We start from the raw sequence: 18,328 nt of genomic DNA, 5'->3' as shown, positions 1-18,328 counted from the left end.
GATGCTAAAATAACTATCATTATTTCTATAAAATCTAAATTTTTATTAATTAATTGTTACGATTCAATTTTGTACTTTGCTTGTTTATTAATTTATTATTTATGTCTCATATTGATAAAATCAATATTAATTCTTGGTTTATAATTGCAAACTCTACTTCTGGTAATGGCGATTTTTCTAAACAATGGAAGGAAATTCAACAAAACTTAAAACACAAGAATTTAGACTATTCTTTTGCTTTTACACAATTCTCTAAACACGAGGTTGATTTGGTACAAAACGCTATCAATAAAGGGTTTAGAAACATTATTTCCGTTGGTGGAGATGGAACACTACACAATGTAGTTAACGGAATAATGTTGCAAAGGTATGTAAAAACTTCCGAACTAACTATTGGTGTAATTCCTTTAGGAACTGGAAACGATTGGATAAAGACCTACAATATTCCTAATAATATTGAAAAATCAATAGAAATTATCTCTAAAAAGAAGACAATTCTACAAGATATTGGTGTTTTAAAAACTGAGGATAATCAACTTACCTATTTTAATAATGTGGCTGGTTTGGGGTATGATGGTTACATTGTTAACAAACTAAAATCTTTAAAAAAGTTTGGTGCTATTTCTTATTTATTGGCCGGAATTTATGGTTTGTTATTCTATAAAAAATCAATATTTAAAATTATTTTTAATGATAAAGTTATTGAAACCAACTGTTTAATGGCAATTTTTGGTATTTGTAAATTTTCTGGTGGTGGAATGCAATTCACAGAAAATGTGAACACTTCTGATGGTTTATTAGATATTACCATCGCTAAAAATCTCACTTTTTTAGATTTGGTGTTGAATCTTCCGAAGTTATATTCTGGGAAAATTGTGCATCATAAAAAAGTAGCAACTTATAAAACGAAGCAAATTACTGTTATTCCACAAACCACAAAACCATTTATTCAAGCAGATGGAGAATTGGTTGGAACTGGAGCAGTTTCTGTTGAAATTGTTGAAAAAGCGGTTAATTTTTGTGTAAAATAACTAAAACGTTAAAAAAATCTTAATTTTAGTGTAACGTTTCTTAATTTAAAACGTCTTTATAGAAAGAAGTTATTTATTAAGATGAAAAATCTACGTAAAATTATTGCTTTATTCGCCTTTATATTTCTTACAGGAATCTTTATTACTGTAATTACTATAAATACTTCTTTGAATAAAACTGAAAATACCAACCAAACTGTAGAAGTTCATAAAGACACTTTATATCTTTTAAAAGCGGAAAAAAAACGGTTTAACTTTTTCTTACACTTTCTTACTTTTTCTCTCTTAATTTATTTTTTGAAGCAAATCTTACTATTTTCTTAAATTCATTTCATTATTTTTTTTGAAGTTTTCACACTTATCAACATTCTATATTATAATATTTTTTTCTTTTAATAAATTTTAAAAAACAATGGTGTTTATAATAGTGTGTGAATAGCTACTATAAAAAAATCTCTTTTTGTTTTAATTAATGAGTTATTAAAAAGCATCTACATTTTATGAGGTATTTAAAAGGTTAGAAATCAATCTTAAAATACAGTTGTTAACAAAAGTTATAAACAGCTATTAACCTATTTTTATGAATAACTAACATTGTATTCTATGTAAACAAATTGTAAATTTTATGTTGATAAACTTTTATCAAAAATCAATAAAAAAAGTTGTGTATGTCATAAGACTCGCTGTATTGTAATAATAATTAGAATCACCAAATAAAGTTACGAGTTTCTCATTACAACTTCTTAACATTCTCTTTAAACGCTAAAAGTTTAAAGATTAAAGAGTTATTAAAAAAGCTAAATTTTAAGATGTTTATAACTGTTCATAACCATAAAATTCTATATTTTTGTGGCAGATAATTCAATTAAAATCAACTTATTATGACAATTGCCATTGGTAATGATCACGCAGGAACAGAATACAAGTTCGAAATTATAAAACATTTAGAAGAAAAAGGCTATAAAGTCTTAAATTTTGGAACTGATTCAAATGGTTCTATGGATTACCCAGATGCAATTCATCCAACAGCAGATGCTGTAGAATCTGGTAAAGCAGAATTAGGAATTATTTTATGTGGTTCTGGAAATGGCGCACAAATGACAGCTAATAAACACCAAGGAATTAGAGCTGCTTTGTGTTGGAATAAAGAATTAGTAGAATTAACAAGACAACATAATAATGCAAACGTTTTAACGATTCCTGCACGTTTTGTGTCTTTACAACAAGCTATTAGTTTTGTAGATGTTTTTCTTTCTACAGAGTTTGAAGGTGGAAGACACGCAACAAGAGTTGATAAGATTTCTTGTGCTGGGTAAATTTCTGCTATAAATTCACAAATAAATATAAAGAAGCAAGGGAGCATGCTCCCTTGTTAAAACTATGAACTTCACTACAAAACAATTTTCCGAATTAACAACGTATGAATTGTACGAAATTCTACAATTACGTGCAGCAGTTTTTGTGGTAGAACAAGATTGTGTGTACCAAGATGTAGATGGAAAAGATTTTAAGTCTTTACATGTTTTTGGACTTAAAAATGATAAAATAGTTGCGTATACAAGAATTTTTAAAGCTGGCGATTATTTCGATAATGCAAGTATTGGTAGAGTAGTAGTAGCTTCTGAAGAACGTAAATATGGTTTTGGACACGATTTAATGAAAGCTTCCATAAAAGCAGTAAAAACCTATTTTAAAGCTGATAAAATTACCATTTCTGCACAAGTGTATTTAAAAAAATTCTACGAATCTCATGGATTTGTAAAAATAGGAGAGGAGTATTTAGAAGATGGAATTCCTCATATTCAAATGGTTAGAGGTTAATTTTAAAAACGTACTCTAAAACTTAAATTCGGAGTAAAAGGCAAAGAATAATTATCTATTCTTCTTACATTATTTGTACTATTATTATCTACAATATAATAAGAGTTTATGGTGTTTTGTTTATTAGTTATGTTAGTAAAACCAACTCTTAAAACAGCTTTTACAGCTTCAGAAAAATTAAAATTATAACTTGCAGAAGCATCAATTCTAAAGAAATTTTCTAATCTTTCGGAATTAGGATTACTATAATTTACAATAGTTCTATTTCCATCTTGTATGGTTTCATTCCCTTCAACAGGTTTTGTAAATGGATTTCCAGATCTTAAAATTCCACCAACAGAAATTTTAAAATTATTATAAAAACTATAGTTAAAAGCAGTGCTTACAGAATGCGAAATATCTAAACTATTTGGAAATGTTTCTGGATTAAAAATATCGAAGGTGTAATTATTTATTGCGTACGAATAACTTAACCAAGTACTAATAGTTTTACTCTTTTTGTTTATTAAAAATTCAACTCCTTTAACTTCGTAATTTCCTACAGAATTAAATTGCTGAATGTTATTATAAAAACCCTGATTTGCAGCCGTAATTCCATCTACTTTTTTATAAAAACTAGTAATATCTACATATAAATTTTTTACAGTATATGCTGCACCAAAAGAAAGTTGTTTACTTTTTACAATAGGTATATTTTCGTTGTCAGATAAGATCCAACGTCTTTTTTCAATACCTAAAAAATTATCTTGAAAATCTACTTTTTGAGTGGTAGTTTGGTTTTTAAACTCAGCTTCTAATTTTAGAGAAACTTCGTTATTTAATTTTTGTCTTATATTTATACGAGGCTCCACAACAAATTCGTTAAACTTATCGAAGTAATTTACTCGTAAACCAAATCTTGCATAGGTATTGTTTTTCTTGTATTCAACTTCAGAGAAGAAAGCACTTTTTAGTAATACATTTTTCTCAGTTTTAGAAAAAGTTGGTGCATTAACTGTGGTTGTATTCCTAATTCCTATTTCATTAAAAACGATTCCGTTTAAGAAATGGAAAGTATCAGAAAATTCATATTTAGAAGAAACTTTAAATTCGGTTTCTAATACATTATTAAATTGTGTTTGAAATTGATCTGTATCTTTATTATAATCGGAAGCATCTATATTATAATCAGATAGAAATGCCGAAACATTGGTAGAAAATTTAGAATTCCAATCTGCTTTCCAACTTACAATTGCACCTAAATTTGCTTGTTTAAAAACACTATTTTCTTCTATAGTAGTATTGTTAGAAGTATATGCTTCTTTATAATCTAAATGGTTTGTAATACCAATAAAACTTGCTCTTATAGAATGATTATAGTTGATATCATACAATACTTTAAAAGAATAATCGTAAAAGTAAAAATCTGTTGATGAGTCATTTACAGTATTAGAAGAAACAGAATTGTCTTGAAAACTTCTAGTAAAATAATTTGTAAAAGTTGGTGTAATTAAAAAATCTGTAAAAGCTCTTCTTCCAGAAACATGAAACTCTAACTTATTTGAAATAGGAACGTTTACAAAAACATCTGCACTTAATAAATTAAAACCTCCACCACCAGAAAATTTGTTAGTAATTCTATTAGAAGTTTGCATATTTATGGTAGACGAAACTCCATCTGAAAACAAACTACTTGTTCCGTTTTTAGTAACTGTAACTTTATTTGTTAAATAAGGATTGTAAGCAGAAATTAAACCAAAAAAATGACCTGTATGATACATTTTAATTCCATCCCAAAGCATTAAATTTTGATCATTTGTACCACCTCTAACATTTATATTAGAAATACTTTCGCTTGCACTTTCTATACCAGGTAAAATCTTAATAGTTTTTAAAATATCTGGCTCTATTAAACCCGGTAAAATTCCAAATTTTTCTGTATTTAAAACGGTACTTCCATCTTCACTTTTTTGTAAACCACTTGTTAAGAATTTAGCAATACTTATTTCGGATAATTGTTCCGAACTTTCTAAAAGAAAAATTTCTTTACATTTTGGCTGTAAATACAAATCTTTCGCTTTTATTATTTGTGAAGAATACCCAATAAAAGAAACTAAAAGCGAAGCATCTAAAGAAACATTATTCAAATTAAATTCTCCATTAGAATTGGTAGTTGTTCCACTTTTAAAGTTTACTATTTTTATAGAACAAAGTGGTAAAACCGTTTTTGTTTTTGCATCTAAAATAACCCCACAAATATTAATTTTCTTATTTAAAAAGGAAATAGTTATATATCTATTATCTAAAGTTTTAAATTGTAAAAAAGTGTTTTCATTTAAAAATTGAAGCATTTTAGTAAGAGAAAAATCTAAATTTGGTTTTTCTAAAAAAACCTCTTTTACGTCTGTGTCTGAATAAGAAAACTTTATATTATACTGCTTTTCTAAATCTATTAATAACGTAGATAATGCTATTTTTTTTGTAGAATTTTGTGCAAACTGACTATTTACAAAAAGTAAAAAAACGCAGCAAAAAAGTAGAATTTTACTGTTCATAATTATAGACAGTAATTGTTTTTCCTTCGATTTTATAAGATAATTGTAAAGGAATAGTTACAGATTGCATAGCTACATTAACATCTGTATGAGAAAAACCACCTGTATATAATTTAGTTGCATTTACATTGTCTGTTTTAACAGTATAACCAAATTGGTTTTTAATTTCTTCTAAAACTATTTTTAGAGGTGTACTTTTAAAGTTAGATTCTTTTTGTAACCAAGAATTTTCGTTTACATTAAAAGTTGTATTGGTATCTACAACACCATTTACAACCTTAAAAATAGTTCCTTTAGGTAATTTTACAAGTGTGTCTTTATAAGCAACACTTACCAAACCTTCGTAGGTTTTTACTTCGAAATAATTGTCTCTTTCTTTTACGTTAAACTGCGTTCCAAGAACGGTTACTTCTCCTATTTCTGTATTTACAGTAAACTTTTTTCCTTTTTGAACCTTAAAGTAAGCTTCTCCATTAAGATCTAAATTTCTGCTATTTTCCCAATCTTTTTTAGAATACGTAATTTCTGAATTTGCGTTTAAAACAACTTCAGAATTGTCTGGTAAATTAAAGGTTTTAGTTTCTGCATATTGTGTATTAAAATTAGCATCATTATTAAAAAGAAAGAAATAAGAAGTTGTTAATAAAACAAGAACTGCTGCTGCATATTTATACAATTTCTTAAAGTTTAACTTTACAACTTTCCCTTTTTTAGAAGTACTTTTTGTTTTTAATTTTAATGATGCAAGACTTTTTTCTACATCTACTTTAGGTGTTTCTATTTGAGATGAATAATGTGCAATTTTTTCTAAAGTTGTAAAGTTTTCACTTTCTTTTAAATGCACCAATTCTTCATCAGAAACCTCTCTGTTTAACCATTTTAATATGTCGTTTTCGTGTTTCATCTTTTGTTCCTATATATATGTAACAACTAAAAAGTAATTTACCCTACCTTTATATTCCATCAATTTTATTTCTTAATTTTTTTAAGGCGGATGACATTCTTTTTTCGACTGCTTTTTGAGAAATTTCTAACATTTCTGCAATTTCTCTGTATTTTTTTCCATCAATTCTATTCATAAGAAAAACCTCACGTTCTCCTTCAGTTAAACCAGAAATAGCATTTTGTAGTTTTACTTTAAATTCTTCTTCTTCTAATAAATATTCTGGACTTTGGTTATTAACATCTAAATAAGGGCTACTTTTAGCGTATTCGAAAACTACTTTTTCGTGTTTTACTTTATTTAGAAATAAATTGTTAATTACTGTAAATAGGTAAGACTTTGCTTTTTCGAATTTAATTTTCCCACAATTTTCCCATATTTTTATAAAAGCTTCTTGTGCTAAATCTAAAGATGTATTTTTATCACCACTCTTATAGTATGCAAAATTACTGGCAGACTGAATGTGAGAAGTGTAAAACTCATTAAAATAAATTTCATTACAAAGAGATTTATTAGCCATATAAGGGTTTTAAAATATAAAAATAAAAATTTTTGATGACAAAGGTAGGGTAAATAAATGTTTAGTTGTTTTATTAATAGAAGGGCATAAAATTAGTCTTTCTTAAAATTAAAGTAGGGTAAAATAAAACAAAGTTGTTTTACTCATATAAACAAGAAACATTAATTATTAAAAATCAATTAAAATGAAAACATTAAAATTAATTACGGCAATTGCAATCACAGCAATTTTAGGATTTACTTCATGTCAATCAGAAGAAAGTATTCAAACTGGTACAAACCCAAATGCAAATTCATCTACATCGCCAACTGCATCTAATTTCGAAAGAGCTGCAATGAACGATGGTTCTGAAGACGATTTTTTAGACGGAAGCGCATGTACAGAACTATTATTTCCATTATCTGCAACAATAAATGGAAAAAACATAACTATTTTAAGTAAATTAGATTTTTCTGCAGCATTAAATATTTTAGGAGAATTTAATGATGATAATGATACAGTAGCATTTAATTTTCCAATAAATGTTAGGTTAAGTAACTATACAGAAGTAACTGTAAACTCACAATCGGAACTAGATGCTTTAAAAAGCGAATGTGAAAGTGCAGAAGCGCAAGGTAGAGATGCAATTTCTTGTATCGATTTTAAATTTCCAATTACTATGTTAACTTATAATGTTAGTTTAGAACAAACAGGAAGTGTTGTTATTCAATCGGAAAAACAATTATATACATTTATGTCTGGTTTAAATTCGGATGTATTATTTACTGCAAATTACCCAATTAGTGCAACTTTAAGTAATGGTACAGAAATACAAATTAATAGTGATGCAGAATTACAAGATTCAATTTCTGACTGTGTACAGTTTGAAGATGAAAAAGATGAAGCAGCTGATGCAGCTTTAGAAGTAGAAGCTATTTTAAGTGGAGCAAAATTTACTGTAGATAGTTATATTGTTGCAGGAGTAAACACTGCAAACGATTATGTAAACTATACAATAGAATTTACTAACGATTTAAAATTAATTGCAAAAGACATTGTAAATAGTACAACAGGAGAAATTGAAGGTACGTATACAGTAAGTTCGGAAACAGAAGTGTTTTTAAATACAACTTTTGCAAGTAATACAGCAGTTAGTGCTTTAGGTAATGATTGGGTAGTAAATACTTACAGCAGTACTTTGGTTTCCTTAAAAAGTAAAACAGATGCTTCTGTAACCTTAACATTTAAGAAGATCTAAAATAAAACTAACAAATTATCGGGGGAAAATTTAGTTAGTAGAATATCCTTTACAACTGTTACTTTAATTTGTAACAGTTGTAAAGTTTTAAAATAAAGTAGCATGAAAAATATTTTTTTAAAAGCAGTTTTAGTTTGTAGTATTCTTTTTTCTTGTACATCAGAAACAGAAGATTTAGGTGAAGAAAATAACGGAAATACAAATGTTCAATTAAACAGACAAGCAACAGGTACATCTGCAAATGATCTTTTATCGAACAGAGTTTTTAAAAAATTAATTGTAGAAGTTGCTTATATAGAAGGTTTTAAGCCTACAGAAAGTGCTTTAAATAATTTTAAAAACTTTATACAAAACAGAACAAACAAGTCTAGAGGAGTAGAGTTTATAACAAAAATAATTCCTACTACAGGAAAAACAGTATATACTTTAGATGAAGTTGTAGATATAGAAAAACAATACAGAACTAAATATAATTCTAACGAAACAATTGCTGTTTGGGTGTTGTTTATTAACGGAAAATCTTCTAGAGACAATAACCAAGGTTCTATTTTAGGTTCTGCTTATTGGAATACTTCTTTTGTTATTTATGAAGAAACGATACAAGGTTTAAGTAATAGTGCTTTTGAACCGGAAAGAAGTTTGTTAGAATCTTCTGTAATCAATCACGAATTTGGCCATATTTTAGGATTAACAAACTTAGGAAGCGCGTTACAAAGCGATCATGAAGATACAGATCATCCAAAACATTGTATTGAAGAAGACTGTTTAATGTATTGGGCAGCAGAAACCAGTCAAGGAATTGGTAGTATGGTTTCTGGCGGACAAATACCAACTTTAGATGCACAATGTTTGGCAGATTTAAAAGCAAATGGCGGAAAGTAATTTTAAAATAAAAAAAATGAAAACAATATATTTAACAATTGCGTTAATAATTGCAAGTATTGCAACATTAAATGCACAAGACAATAAAAATAAGGCAACAGCAGGAATAAAAGGAGGTTATAATTTATCTTCTGTAAGTTTCGATGGAAGCTCAGAAACCGCAAAATTACATGGATTTCATATTGGTGTTTATGGAGAATCTTATATTGGAAAAATATTTTCAATTCAACCAGAAATTATCTATTCTCAACAAGGTTATAAAATAGTTGATGATAGTGGCACATACACACAAAAGTTAGATTATATAAATATTCCATTAATGTTAAAGTTATATCCAATTAAAAGCTTTTTTTTGGAAGCTGGTCCACAAATAGGATTCTCTATTTCACATAAAGAAACTTTTGATTCTGGATTTGTTTTGTATGATACTTCCGAAGAATTCGAACCCAAAAATTTTGATTGGGGAGTAAATTTAGGAGCTGGTTTTAAAAGTGATGCTGGTGTTAGTTTAGGAGCAAGATACCACATAGGGCAAAATGATATTTACGATCAAGACAAACCTAAAAACAGGGTTTGGCAAATCTATTTAGGCTTTGAATTTTAGATACTTTAAGAGAGAGAAATATTTATTCCTCTCTCTTTTTAGTTATTTTGTATATTAAATACCCAAAACCAACTAAAAAGTGAAAAATAATCACGCCAGCTACTAAATATAAAGTTGTATTAGAATTGCCCATAAGACAAAATTAAAACTATCTTCATTAATAATTTATGATAAATGTTAGGTAAAACGATCCACCTCAATAACTCCACCAACTTCTAAATTCTTCAATTCAATTTCGCCAATTCTAACGCGAATTAAACGTAAAGTTGGCAAACCAACAGCAGCAGTCATTTTTCTTACTTGTCTAAATTTTCCTTCCCTAATAATTATAGAAATCCAACTTGTTGGACCATGTCTTTCGTCTCTAATTTTCTGACTTCTTAAAGGAAATTTAGGATCTTCAATTATGGATGCTTTACCAGGCTTTGTGGTGTACTTTTTACCGTTAAAACCAATTTCTACACCTGTTTTTAATTGTTCTATAGCTTCTTGGTTTATTTGTCCATCAACCTGAACGTAATATTCTTTTTCGTATTTATTAGATCTAATTTCTGCGGAAACTTTACCATCTGTTGTTAATAACAATAAACCTTCAGAAGGCACATCTAATCTACCAATTGCCATGGTTCCTTCAGGAAAATCGTGTAAATCTCCCAATAATTTTTTCTTCCTTTTTGCAGGATTTACAAATTGAGAAATCATTCCCCAAGGTTTGTGAATGATAAAATGACGGTGTTTTTTTATCAATTTATAATACTTTAATAGTTATAGAAAACTCCTCTTTTCCAGAAGAAATACGCATATTTTCTTCAGAAAATTTTTCGTCTGTATAAGAAGTATATTGCGATATTGGCTCAATACATAACATATTATCAACTTCTGTCCACAACATAAAATTATTAAAGTTTGTTGTTGAAATCTCTAAATGATTTCTATCTGAATTTTCTAAAATTATTTTATCAGTATTTAACACAGGAAAAGCATTGTGTCCAACTTCGTAAATTTCTTCTAAAGTTATTTTTTTATCATTTGCAAGTAAAGTATCCTTTCCAGAATTAGATAATAAAAAAGCAGGATGATAACCCAACATAAAAGGCATTCCAGCTTCAGCAGTAATTATAAAATCGATTTTTAACGTATTATTTTCTAAAGAAAAATGCTTTTCAAACGCAAAATCGAAAGGCCAAAATAATTTTTCTTCAGTAGATTTTTCAGGATATTTACTGTTGATTAGCTTCGTGTTTTTTACATACTTTTTACTGAATTTAGCAGTCTTTTCATCCGAAGAAATTAAAACATAATCCATTTCACGTAACAAACCATGTTGGTCTTGAATGGCATCTCCTTTTTTGGTATGCACTCTAAAATTATTTTTAGAAACAGGTCCAATTATAGGAAACATTTCGTCATCCGATTTTCGCCAACCTTTGCTTCCTTTTTGGTGAATATATTCAGAACCATCAACTTTAAAAGAGATTAATTCTCCTTTTTCAATGGTTGCAACACTATTTTTTTCTTTTAATTTAATAAAATCTTTCATCATTTATTTTTGATGAAACAATAGTACAAAAATCAATAGTAATTATTAGGAAATTGAAAGTTGTTTTTTGTAACTTGTGGCACTTATTCAAAAATAAAATTAGCAACATTTATGGCAGCAGATAAAGAAAAAGCAGCAAAACTTAAAGCACTTCAACTAACTCTAGATAAGTTAGATAAGACTTATGGAAAAGGTTCTGTAATGAAATTAGGAGATGTAGTTACAGAAGATATAGATGCAATTTCATCTGGTTCTTTAGGATTAGATTTAGCTTTAGGCGTAGGTGGTTATCCAAGAGGTAGAGTTATTGAAATTTACGGACCAGAATCTTCTGGTAAAACAACTTTAACGTTACATGCAATTGCAGAAGCACAAAAAGCGGGCGGAATTGCAGCGTTTATTGATGCAGAACATGCATTCGATAAATTTTACGCAGAAAATTTAGGAGTAGATATAGATAACTTAATTATTTCTCAACCAGATCATGGAGAGCAAGCATTAGAAATTGCCGAAAACTTAATTCGTTCTGGCGCAATTGATATTGTTGTTATTGATTCTGTTGCAGCATTAACGCCAAAAAGTGAAATTGAAGGTGAAATGGGAGATTCTAAAATGGGTCTTCATGCACGTTTAATGTCTCAAGCATTACGTAAATTAACAGGTACAATATCTAAAACAAAATGTACTGTTATTTTTATTAACCAATTACGTGAAAAAATTGGTGTAATGTTTGGAAACCCAGAAACAACAACTGGTGGAAACGCATTAAAATTTTATGCTTCAGTAAGATTAGATATTAGAAGAAGAACACAAATTAAAGACGGAGACAAAGTTATTGGAAACAGTACCAAAGTTAAAGTTGTTAAAAATAAAGTAGCACCACCTTTCCAAATTGCAGAATTCGATATTATGTATGGACAAGGAATTTCTAAAGTTGGAGAGATTTTAGATATTGGTGTAGAATTAGGTATTGTAAAGAAAAGTGGTTCTTGGTTTAGTTATGGTGAAACAAAACTTGGCCAGGGAAGAGATGCTGTTAAAGGGTTAATTAAAGACAACCCAGATTTAGCTGAAGAGTTAGAAGGAAAAATAAAATTAGCTATTGAAAATCAAGAATAAGTATTAAAAGTTCTAACTATTTTTTACAAACTGCTATAGAAGTAATCAATCTATAGCAGTTTTTTTATACCTTTATATTCAATAAACCTTAAAGAAAATGAGAAAAATGAAACTTTTAATTATTTTATTTAGTGTTGTTTTTGCTTCAAAATCTTGTTCTAAAGAAAACGGAATTAGTAAAACAGATACCATAGAAACAAGTACTCAAAAATTATATTTTAATGCTAAAATTTTTACTGTAGATGCTACAAATCCTTGGGCAGAAGCCATTTTAATTGATGAAAATGAAATCCTTTTTGTAGGTTCTAATGCTGAAGCTGAAAAAAATACGGATGAGAATGCAACTAGAATAGATTTAAAAGGAAAAGTTGTTTTACCAGGTTTTCATGATGTACACATGCATCCTATGGAAGTGGGTTCTACAACAACCGTTTTTACTTTAAATGAAGATGAAACTGATCCAGAAAATTATATTTCAGCAATTAAAAAAGCTGGAACAGACAACCCAAATGTAGAATGGATTATTGGTTTTGGTCATTCTATAAACACTCTTTTTAATGCAAACAGAAATCCTTTAGAAATTATTGATGAAGCAGTTTTAGACAGACCCGTAATTATTATGGAGCAAACATCTCATTCTATGTGGATAAACTCAAAAGGTTTAGAATTAGCAGGAATTACAGCTTCAACACCAAACCCACAAGGAGGAATTATTGTAAAAGAAAACGGAGTTTTACAAGGAATTTTGGTAGATAATGCTGGCGATGTTGTTTTTCAACAAGCAGTTTCTGCTTTGAATGATGCAGATGGAGAATACAAAGGAATGGTGGAATATGTCTTACCAGAATTAGCAAAATACGGAATTACTTCAGTTTCAGATGCAAGAACTTATTGGAAAAGAAACCAACACAAAACGTGGAAAAAATTGGCAGATGATGATGAGTTAACTGCAAGATTCAATTTAGGTTTGTGGGCTTATCCAACAGAAAATGATGATACACAAATTGCTACTTTAAAAAGTTTATTTTCTAATAATGAAAACAGTCTGCTAAAAATAAATCAGATAAAATTATATGCTGATGGAATTACACACAACACAACTGCAGCTTTACATACAGATTATAAGGAAGATTATTTTAATCAACCAACCAATAATGGATTGAACTATTTTACTGAAAGTAGAACTGCAAAATATATTCAAGAATTAGAAGCTGTTGGTTTCGATTTTCATATTCACGCAATAGGAAATCGTGGCGTAACAGAAGCTTTAAATGCAATTCAACAAAGTGGAACAACTAAAGGAAGACACAGATTAACACACGTAGAAATGGTTACTTCTGCAGATTTAAATCGTTTTAAAACCTTAAATGTAACTGCAGATGCACAAGTTGGTGGCGAGTTTACACAACCACAATATTGGCATGATAATGATCATTTATTAGGAAGCGATTTGGCCGACAATCAAGTGCCAATAAAATCTTTAAAAGATGCTGGCGCAAGAATTACATTAAGTAGCGATTGGAATGTGAGTTCTTTAAATCCGTTTGTCGGAATCCAAAATGCAGTAACAAGAGCACCACAAAATATTTCTTTGGAAGAAGCAATAAAAGCTTACACTTTAAATGGCGCTTATGTAATGAGACAAGAAGATAAAGTTGGTTCTTTAAAAGAAGGAAAATTGGCAGATTTTGTAGTTTTAGACAAAGATATTTTTACAATTTCAGCAAATCAAATTAACCAAACAAAAGTAGTTTTAACTGTTTTTGATGGTGAAGAAATTTATAAAAAATAAGATTGATTACAGTTTCAGAAAACATAAAATTAAGAGAGATTCATAATACAGATTGTGAATCTCTTTTTAAGCTGATGCAAGAAATTTATCCTCCAGCTTAACAACATTTTTGGACAGATAATGGCAATTGGTATATAAACTCTCAATATTCAAAAGAAAACATTTTAAAAGAACTTTCTGTGGATAATGCAGACTATTATTTTATCCTTTTTAAGGATGAAGTTGTAGGTAATTTTAGAATTGTTTGGGATGAAAAACTCGCTAATTTATCCGAAGAAAAACAAGTTAAATTACATCGTATTTATCTGCATCCAAAAACGCAAGGAAATGGAATTGGTAAAGAGTTACTTTCTTGGTTGGAAGAAAAAGCTAAAGAAAAAGGCTACAAAATTATTTGGTTAGATGCTATGAATGAGCAACCACAAGCTTTTCAATTTTACGAAAAACTTGGGTATCAATATCATTCTCACACTTTTCTACCTTTTGAATTATTACATGATAAGGTTCGAAAAATGAGTCAGGTTTATAAAAAAATCTAAATTTATTCTTTAGATAAAATTTTTACCAACCATAAAATTAAATAAGCCCCAAGACCCAAACCAGCAAAAAGTACCAGTAAAACGAAAACTATTCTAATATTTTTTGCTGAAAACTGTGTTTTCGTACTTAACCATTCACATACTCCTAAAATCATATTTTTTGTTTTTAACTTATTAATTTTTTCGAAATGTCAGTTTGAGTGATTTCGATTTTTCATCGAAATTGTATCGAGAACTAATTAAATATACCTAAACTCCTGTACTTCCAAAACCACCAGAACCACGTTCTGTTTCATTTAAAACTTCAACTTCTTTCCAATTTACACGTTCGTGTTTTGCAATAATTAATTGCGCAATTCTTTCGCCATCATTTATAACAAAATCTTCATTAGAAAGATTTACTAATATTACACCTATTTCTCCACGATAATCTGCATCTACAGTTCCAGGAGAATTTAAAACAGTAATTCCTTTTTTTGCAGCCAAACCACTTCTTGGTCTTACTTGTGCTTCGAAACCAACAGGTAAAGCTATAAATAACCCAGTTTTAACAATGGCTCTTTCTAAAGGCTTTAAGGTGATTGCTTCACTAATATTTGCTCTTAAATCCATTCCTGCAGCTCCTTCAGTTTCGTAATTTGGAGTTGCGTGTTTCGATTTGTTAATTATTTGTACGTTCATTTTATAAATTGAATAAAAAAGTGATTGTTTCTAAAAATTCTGCTTTCCAAAAAGACTCTGTATGTTTTCCTTCAGGAACTATTTTTGTTCGAATATTTTCTTTCGGAAATCCTAAACCTACTAATAAATTTGCCATATTTTTAGTATCAGGAACCATGTTATCGCCTTCTTTTCCACCAACTAAAAAGTATATTTTAGAGTTTTTCTGATTTCCATTTTCTTTTGCAAAATCATTTACTTTATTAGAAAACCAAAAAGAAGTAGAAAGTGCACCAATTTTACCAAAAACTTTTGGTTTTTTCAAGCCACCATAAAAGGAAATTAATCCTCCTAAAGAACTACCAACAATAGCAGTATTTTCTGGTGCAGATTTTGTTCTGTAATTAGTATCAATATATGGTTTTAAAGTATTTGCTAAAAAATCGACATAAATTGCACCTTTTCCTCCACCATATTTTTCGTTTTTCCAAGGCGTATATTCTTCAATTCTTTTCTCACCACCATTTTCTACACCAACAACTATAAAGCTTTTTCCTGTTTTTTTATAAAGATCATTCAACGTTTCATCAACTGCCCATTCTCCAACAAAAGAGGTTTTTTCATCAAACAAATTTTGTGCATCGTGCATGTAAATTACTTCATAATCTTCTGTACTTTCATTATAATTTGGAGGTAAATACAACCAAACTTTATGAGAAATATCATTTAAACCTTCAATAACAAACTCTTTTTTTAGAATGGAAACATTAGCAGCTTTTGTAGATTTTATTTCTTCAACTTTTGGTTGAGGTTCCTGCTTTTTATCAACTTTATTTTTACAAGAAATCGCAATAAAAAAAAGGCAAATAAGTATAAAAATGGTTGTTTTCATAGTAAGTTCTAATAGTTACAAATATAATAAAACAACAAAGGTTTCCTTATAAGTTAATAGTTTTCTTACTTTTGATTTTAAAATGAATTAATTATGAATGAACAACCAAAGATAGCAGTTTTAGGAGGAGGAAGTTGGGCAACAGCAATTGTAAAAATGCTGACAGAAAATTTAGACACAGTTGGTTGGTATATGAGAAGCGCACAAGCGATTGAGCACATTAAAAAGAACAATCACAATCCAAAATATTTACGTTCTGCAGAAATTGATGCTACTAAATTAGACCTTTCTAAAGACATCAATAGAACAGTTGCAAAATATGATATCTTAATTTTTGCAATTCCTTCTGCTTTTTTAACAAGTGAATTAGAGAAACTAAACAAATCTTTAAAAGACAAAATTATTTTTTCTGCTATCAAAGGAATTGTACCAGAAACCGGTTTAATTATTGGAGAACATTTTAACAAAGAATACAATATTCCATTTGAAAATATTGGTGTAATTACAGGGCCTTGTCATGCAGAAGAAGTTGCTATGGAACGACTTTCCTATTTAACAATTGCTTGTAAAGACGAACAAAAAGCAAAACAGATTGGAAAAGCACTAAAAAGTTGGTACATAAAAACCAAAATTTCTGATGATATTATTGGAACCGAATATGCAGCAATGTTAAAAAATATTTATGCTGTTGCTGCAGGAATTGCTCATGGTTTGGGTTATGGAGACAATTTTCAGTCTGTGTTAATGAGTAACGCAATTCGCGAAATGAAACGTTTTATTAAGAAAGTTCATAAAATGAAACGGAACATTAATAACTCTGCTTATTTAGGAGATTTATTAGTTACAGGATATTCAGTTTTTAGTAGAAACAGACAATTTGGGAATATGATTGGTAAAGGATATACTGTAAAATCTGCTCAAATGGAAATGAGCATGATTGCAGAAGGTTATTATGCAACCAAAAGCGCTTTTAAAATGAAGCAAGAAAATGGTGCAAAAACTCCAATTATAGATGCTGTTTACAATGTTTTATATGCAGATAAAGACGCGAAAAAAGAATTTAAAAAGTTGACTAATAAATTAGATTAATTGTTTAATTTTGAACATTATTATGTTTTATTAAACAATCATCATGAAAACAATACAAGAAGTTGTAGAAAGCACTATTAGAAAAACACCTTTTATTGAAGAAGCACTCAACGAAAAGTTGATTAATGTTTCTTCTTTAGCAAGAATTATTTTACCAGAAGTTTCTGCTTCATTAAAGAAAGATGTTAAGGTTGGTGCTGTAATGATGGCAATTAACAGACTTTCTCCTGCAAGTGAATTAAGAATTCGTAAAAACATAAAGAAGTTAGCTTTAGATTTAGGAGACGTAATTGTAAGATCGGATTTATGTGATTTTACTTTTAAAAATACTACTTCACTTTTAAAAGAAATCGCAAAAATTTTAATGAAATCTTCTGAAAGTTCAGATTACTTTCTAACTGTTTCACAAGGGATTTTTGAAACTAATATTGTTACCAGTAAAAATTTAGAACCTTTTGTAAATAGAATATTCGAAAAAGAATCGCTTATTTCGAATGTTCTGGATTTGGCTTCTATTACTATAAAACTTCCCAAAGAAAATCAAGAACAATCTGGTATTTATTACTTTATTTTAAAGCAATTGGCTTGGGCAGATATTCCTTTGCAAGAAATAATTTCTACCACAAACGAAATGACAATTGTTGTAAAAGAAGAAGATATTAACCAAACTTTTGCCATTTTAATGGATATGAAGTTGAGTTAAATATATAAAACATAAAAATCCGGTAAATACCGGATTTTTATGTTTTATAAAATGAAGTTACTACTTCAATTCATATTTAAAAATTCTTTTTACATTCATAGTTTCTCCAGTAGCTAAACCTGTTGCATTATCAAAAAGGTTAACATTTACCCATTTGTAATAAATAACAAATTTTTTACCAATTAAGCCTTCATCTACAAGTGTAAGCTTACTTTCAAAAGATTGATCTTCATCATGGAAAACTATTGGGTTTCCTTTACTGTCCTCAAATTTAAAATTGTCTGAAACAGTCATTCCTTTGTAAGTTGCAATAATTTTCTTTTCTACTGATTGTGCTTTTATGGATTGAGTACCAAAAGCAAATAGCGCAAATAATGTAATTAATGTAAATTTTTTCATCTTGTTTTAATTTTTATATATTC

General features: G+C 28.6%; 20 protein-coding genes. 11 read left to right on the top strand and 9 right to left on the bottom strand.

Annotated features, from left to right (window positions below; translation table 11 throughout):
- Positions 1–101 precede the first annotated feature (101 nt).
- The 3 genes from H9I45_RS10630 (at position 102) to H9I45_RS10620 (ending at position 2,852) form a co-directional block, all read left to right on the top strand.
- The gene (locus tag H9I45_RS10630; protein ID WP_088352484.1) at positions 102–1,031 is read left to right on the top strand and encodes a diacylglycerol/lipid kinase family protein; all 930 of its coding nucleotides are present in this window, start codon (positions 102–104) and stop codon (positions 1,029–1,031) included.
- A gap of 881 nt (positions 1,032–1,912) precedes the next feature.
- Positions 1,913–2,347 (top strand): ribose 5-phosphate isomerase B, encoded by a 435-nt coding sequence (rpiB, locus tag H9I45_RS10625; protein ID WP_088352482.1) that lies wholly within the window; start codon positions 1,913–1,915, stop codon positions 2,345–2,347.
- A 64-nt stretch (positions 2,348–2,411) separates the two neighbouring features.
- Positions 2,412–2,852: a GNAT family N-acetyltransferase gene (locus tag H9I45_RS10620; RefSeq protein WP_088352480.1), complete on the top strand. Its 441-nt coding sequence runs from the start codon at positions 2,412–2,414 to the stop codon at positions 2,850–2,852.
- Positions 2,853–2,854: 2 nt separating this feature from the next.
- Here the strand turns inward: H9I45_RS10620 and H9I45_RS10615 are convergent, their stop codons facing one another.
- Genes H9I45_RS10615 through H9I45_RS10605 form a run of 3 tightly spaced genes read right to left on the bottom strand, consistent with a single transcriptional unit; the run spans position 2,855 to position 6,849 of the window.
- On the bottom strand, positions 2,855–5,386 hold the full coding sequence (locus H9I45_RS10615; RefSeq protein ID WP_088352479.1) for a TonB-dependent receptor: 2,532 nt from the start codon (positions 5,384–5,386) through the stop codon (positions 2,855–2,857).
- Positions 5,376–6,290: a FecR family protein gene (locus H9I45_RS10610; protein WP_088352478.1), complete on the bottom strand. Its 915-nt coding sequence runs from the start codon at positions 6,288–6,290 to the stop codon at positions 5,376–5,378. Before H9I45_RS10610 ends, H9I45_RS10615 begins: the two co-directional genes overlap by 11 nt.
- 49 nt (positions 6,291–6,339) lie before the next feature.
- Entirely contained in the window at positions 6,340–6,849 is a 510-nt protein-coding gene (locus H9I45_RS10605; protein WP_088352477.1) for an RNA polymerase sigma factor, read from the bottom strand.
- Positions 6,850–7,033: 184 nt separating this feature from the next.
- Here H9I45_RS10605 and H9I45_RS10600 point away from each other — a divergent pair, with 184 nt between their 5' ends.
- From H9I45_RS10600 to H9I45_RS10590, 3 genes are all read left to right on the top strand, one after another.
- Positions 7,034–8,086, top strand: coding sequence for a hypothetical protein (locus tag H9I45_RS10600; RefSeq protein ID WP_088352476.1), 1,053 nt, complete (start codon positions 7,034–7,036; stop codon positions 8,084–8,086).
- Between the two features lie 102 nt (positions 8,087–8,188).
- Positions 8,189–8,968 (top strand): membrane metalloprotease, encoded by a 780-nt coding sequence (locus H9I45_RS10595; RefSeq protein WP_088352475.1) that lies wholly within the window; start codon positions 8,189–8,191, stop codon positions 8,966–8,968.
- A 16-nt stretch (positions 8,969–8,984) separates the two neighbouring features.
- Entirely contained in the window at positions 8,985–9,572 is a 588-nt protein-coding gene (locus tag H9I45_RS10590) for a porin family protein (protein WP_176397510.1), read from the top strand.
- Between the two features lie 177 nt (positions 9,573–9,749).
- Here the strand turns inward: H9I45_RS10590 and H9I45_RS10585 are convergent, their stop codons facing one another.
- On the bottom strand, positions 9,750–10,274 hold the full coding sequence (locus tag H9I45_RS10585) for a pseudouridine synthase (protein ID WP_254712593.1): 525 nt from the start codon (positions 10,272–10,274) through the stop codon (positions 9,750–9,752).
- Positions 10,275–10,320: 46 nt separating this feature from the next.
- Positions 10,321–11,115 (bottom strand): aldose 1-epimerase, encoded by a 795-nt coding sequence (locus H9I45_RS10580; protein WP_228454864.1) that lies wholly within the window; start codon positions 11,113–11,115, stop codon positions 10,321–10,323.
- A gap of 108 nt (positions 11,116–11,223) precedes the next feature.
- Between H9I45_RS10580 and recA the strand changes: the two genes are divergently transcribed.
- From recA to H9I45_RS10565, 3 genes are all read left to right on the top strand, one after another.
- Positions 11,224–12,231 (top strand): recombinase RecA, encoded by a 1,008-nt coding sequence (gene recA, locus H9I45_RS10575; protein WP_088352471.1) that lies wholly within the window; start codon positions 11,224–11,226, stop codon positions 12,229–12,231.
- A 106-nt stretch (positions 12,232–12,337) separates the two neighbouring features.
- Positions 12,338–14,023 (top strand): amidohydrolase, encoded by a 1,686-nt coding sequence (locus H9I45_RS10570; RefSeq protein WP_088352828.1) that lies wholly within the window; start codon positions 12,338–12,340, stop codon positions 14,021–14,023.
- A 179-nt stretch (positions 14,024–14,202) separates the two neighbouring features.
- A complete protein-coding gene (locus tag H9I45_RS10565) occupies positions 14,203–14,562 on the top strand; it encodes a GNAT family N-acetyltransferase (protein ID WP_254712583.1) in 360 nt (119 codons plus the stop codon).
- A 2-nt stretch (positions 14,563–14,564) separates the two neighbouring features.
- Here H9I45_RS10565 and H9I45_RS10560 read toward each other — a convergent pair whose 3' ends face one another.
- The 3 genes from H9I45_RS10560 to H9I45_RS10550 all read right to left on the bottom strand — a co-directional run bounded on the left by H9I45_RS10560 (position 14,565) and on the right by H9I45_RS10550 (position 16,114).
- Entirely contained in the window at positions 14,565–14,717 is a 153-nt protein-coding gene (locus H9I45_RS10560) for a PspC domain-containing protein (RefSeq protein WP_088352470.1), read from the bottom strand.
- A gap of 94 nt (positions 14,718–14,811) precedes the next feature.
- Complete coding sequence (gene dut, locus H9I45_RS10555; protein ID WP_088352469.1) at positions 14,812–15,243, bottom strand: dUTP diphosphatase; 432 nt, start codon at positions 15,241–15,243, stop codon at positions 14,812–14,814.
- A 1-nt stretch (position 15,244) separates the two neighbouring features.
- Complete coding sequence (locus H9I45_RS10550; RefSeq protein WP_088352468.1) at positions 15,245–16,114, bottom strand: alpha/beta hydrolase; 870 nt, start codon at positions 16,112–16,114, stop codon at positions 15,245–15,247.
- A gap of 93 nt (positions 16,115–16,207) precedes the next feature.
- On the opposite strand from H9I45_RS10550, the gene H9I45_RS10545 reads away from it, so the two are divergent.
- Together H9I45_RS10545 and H9I45_RS10540 are read left to right on the top strand one after the other, a co-directional pair.
- Positions 16,208–17,203, top strand: a complete 996-nt coding sequence (locus H9I45_RS10545; RefSeq protein WP_088352467.1) for an NAD(P)H-dependent glycerol-3-phosphate dehydrogenase — start codon at positions 16,208–16,210, stop codon at positions 17,201–17,203.
- A gap of 43 nt (positions 17,204–17,246) precedes the next feature.
- Positions 17,247–17,906 (top strand): hypothetical protein, encoded by a 660-nt coding sequence (locus H9I45_RS10540; protein ID WP_088352466.1) that lies wholly within the window; start codon positions 17,247–17,249, stop codon positions 17,904–17,906.
- 60 nt (positions 17,907–17,966) lie between these two features.
- Here H9I45_RS10540 and H9I45_RS10535 read toward each other — a convergent pair whose 3' ends face one another.
- Positions 17,967–18,305, bottom strand: coding sequence for a hypothetical protein (locus H9I45_RS10535; RefSeq protein WP_088352465.1), 339 nt, complete (start codon positions 18,303–18,305; stop codon positions 17,967–17,969).
- Between the last annotated feature and the right edge of the window lie 23 nt (positions 18,306–18,328).

It is taken from the genome of Polaribacter haliotis (genome assembly GCF_014784055.1).
Lineage (GTDB): Bacteria > Bacteroidota > Bacteroidia > Flavobacteriales > Flavobacteriaceae > Polaribacter > Polaribacter haliotis.
Note: the sequence above shows the minus strand (reverse complement) of the source record. Positions and strands in the feature narration are given on the sequence as shown.

Coding starts and splice junctions, on each gene's coding strand:
- H9I45_RS10630 (WP_088352484.1), top strand. CDS start 102: ATGTCTCATATTGATAAAATCAATATTAATTCTTGGTTTATAATTGCA.
- rpiB (WP_088352482.1), top strand. CDS start 1,913: ATGACAATTGCCATTGGTAATGATCACGCAGGAACAGAATACAAGTTC.
- H9I45_RS10620 (WP_088352480.1), top strand. CDS start 2,412: ATGAACTTCACTACAAAACAATTTTCCGAATTAACAACGTATGAATTG.
- H9I45_RS10615 (WP_088352479.1), bottom strand. CDS start 5,386: ATGAACAGTAAAATTCTACTTTTTTGCTGCGTTTTTTTACTTTTTGTA.
- H9I45_RS10610 (WP_088352478.1), bottom strand. CDS start 6,290: ATGAAACACGAAAACGACATATTAAAATGGTTAAACAGAGAGGTTTCT.
- H9I45_RS10605 (WP_088352477.1), bottom strand. CDS start 6,849: ATGGCTAATAAATCTCTTTGTAATGAAATTTATTTTAATGAGTTTTAC.
- H9I45_RS10600 (WP_088352476.1), top strand. CDS start 7,034: ATGAAAACATTAAAATTAATTACGGCAATTGCAATCACAGCAATTTTA.
- H9I45_RS10595 (WP_088352475.1), top strand. CDS start 8,189: ATGAAAAATATTTTTTTAAAAGCAGTTTTAGTTTGTAGTATTCTTTTT.
- H9I45_RS10590 (WP_176397510.1), top strand. CDS start 8,985: ATGAAAACAATATATTTAACAATTGCGTTAATAATTGCAAGTATTGCA.
- H9I45_RS10585 (WP_254712593.1), bottom strand. CDS start 10,274: ATGATTTCTCAATTTGTAAATCCTGCAAAAAGGAAGAAAAAATTATTG.
- H9I45_RS10580 (WP_228454864.1), bottom strand. CDS start 11,115: ATGATGAAAGATTTTATTAAATTAAAAGAAAAAAATAGTGTTGCAACC.
- recA (WP_088352471.1), top strand. CDS start 11,224: ATGGCAGCAGATAAAGAAAAAGCAGCAAAACTTAAAGCACTTCAACTA.
- H9I45_RS10570 (WP_088352828.1), top strand. CDS start 12,338: ATGAAACTTTTAATTATTTTATTTAGTGTTGTTTTTGCTTCAAAATCT.
- H9I45_RS10560 (WP_088352470.1), bottom strand. CDS start 14,717: ATGATTTTAGGAGTATGTGAATGGTTAAGTACGAAAACACAGTTTTCA.
- dut (WP_088352469.1), bottom strand. CDS start 15,243: ATGAACGTACAAATAATTAACAAATCGAAACACGCAACTCCAAATTAC.
- H9I45_RS10550 (WP_088352468.1), bottom strand. CDS start 16,114: ATGAAAACAACCATTTTTATACTTATTTGCCTTTTTTTTATTGCGATT.
- H9I45_RS10545 (WP_088352467.1), top strand. CDS start 16,208: ATGAATGAACAACCAAAGATAGCAGTTTTAGGAGGAGGAAGTTGGGCA.
- H9I45_RS10540 (WP_088352466.1), top strand. CDS start 17,247: ATGAAAACAATACAAGAAGTTGTAGAAAGCACTATTAGAAAAACACCT.
- H9I45_RS10535 (WP_088352465.1), bottom strand. CDS start 18,305: ATGAAAAAATTTACATTAATTACATTATTTGCGCTATTTGCTTTTGGT.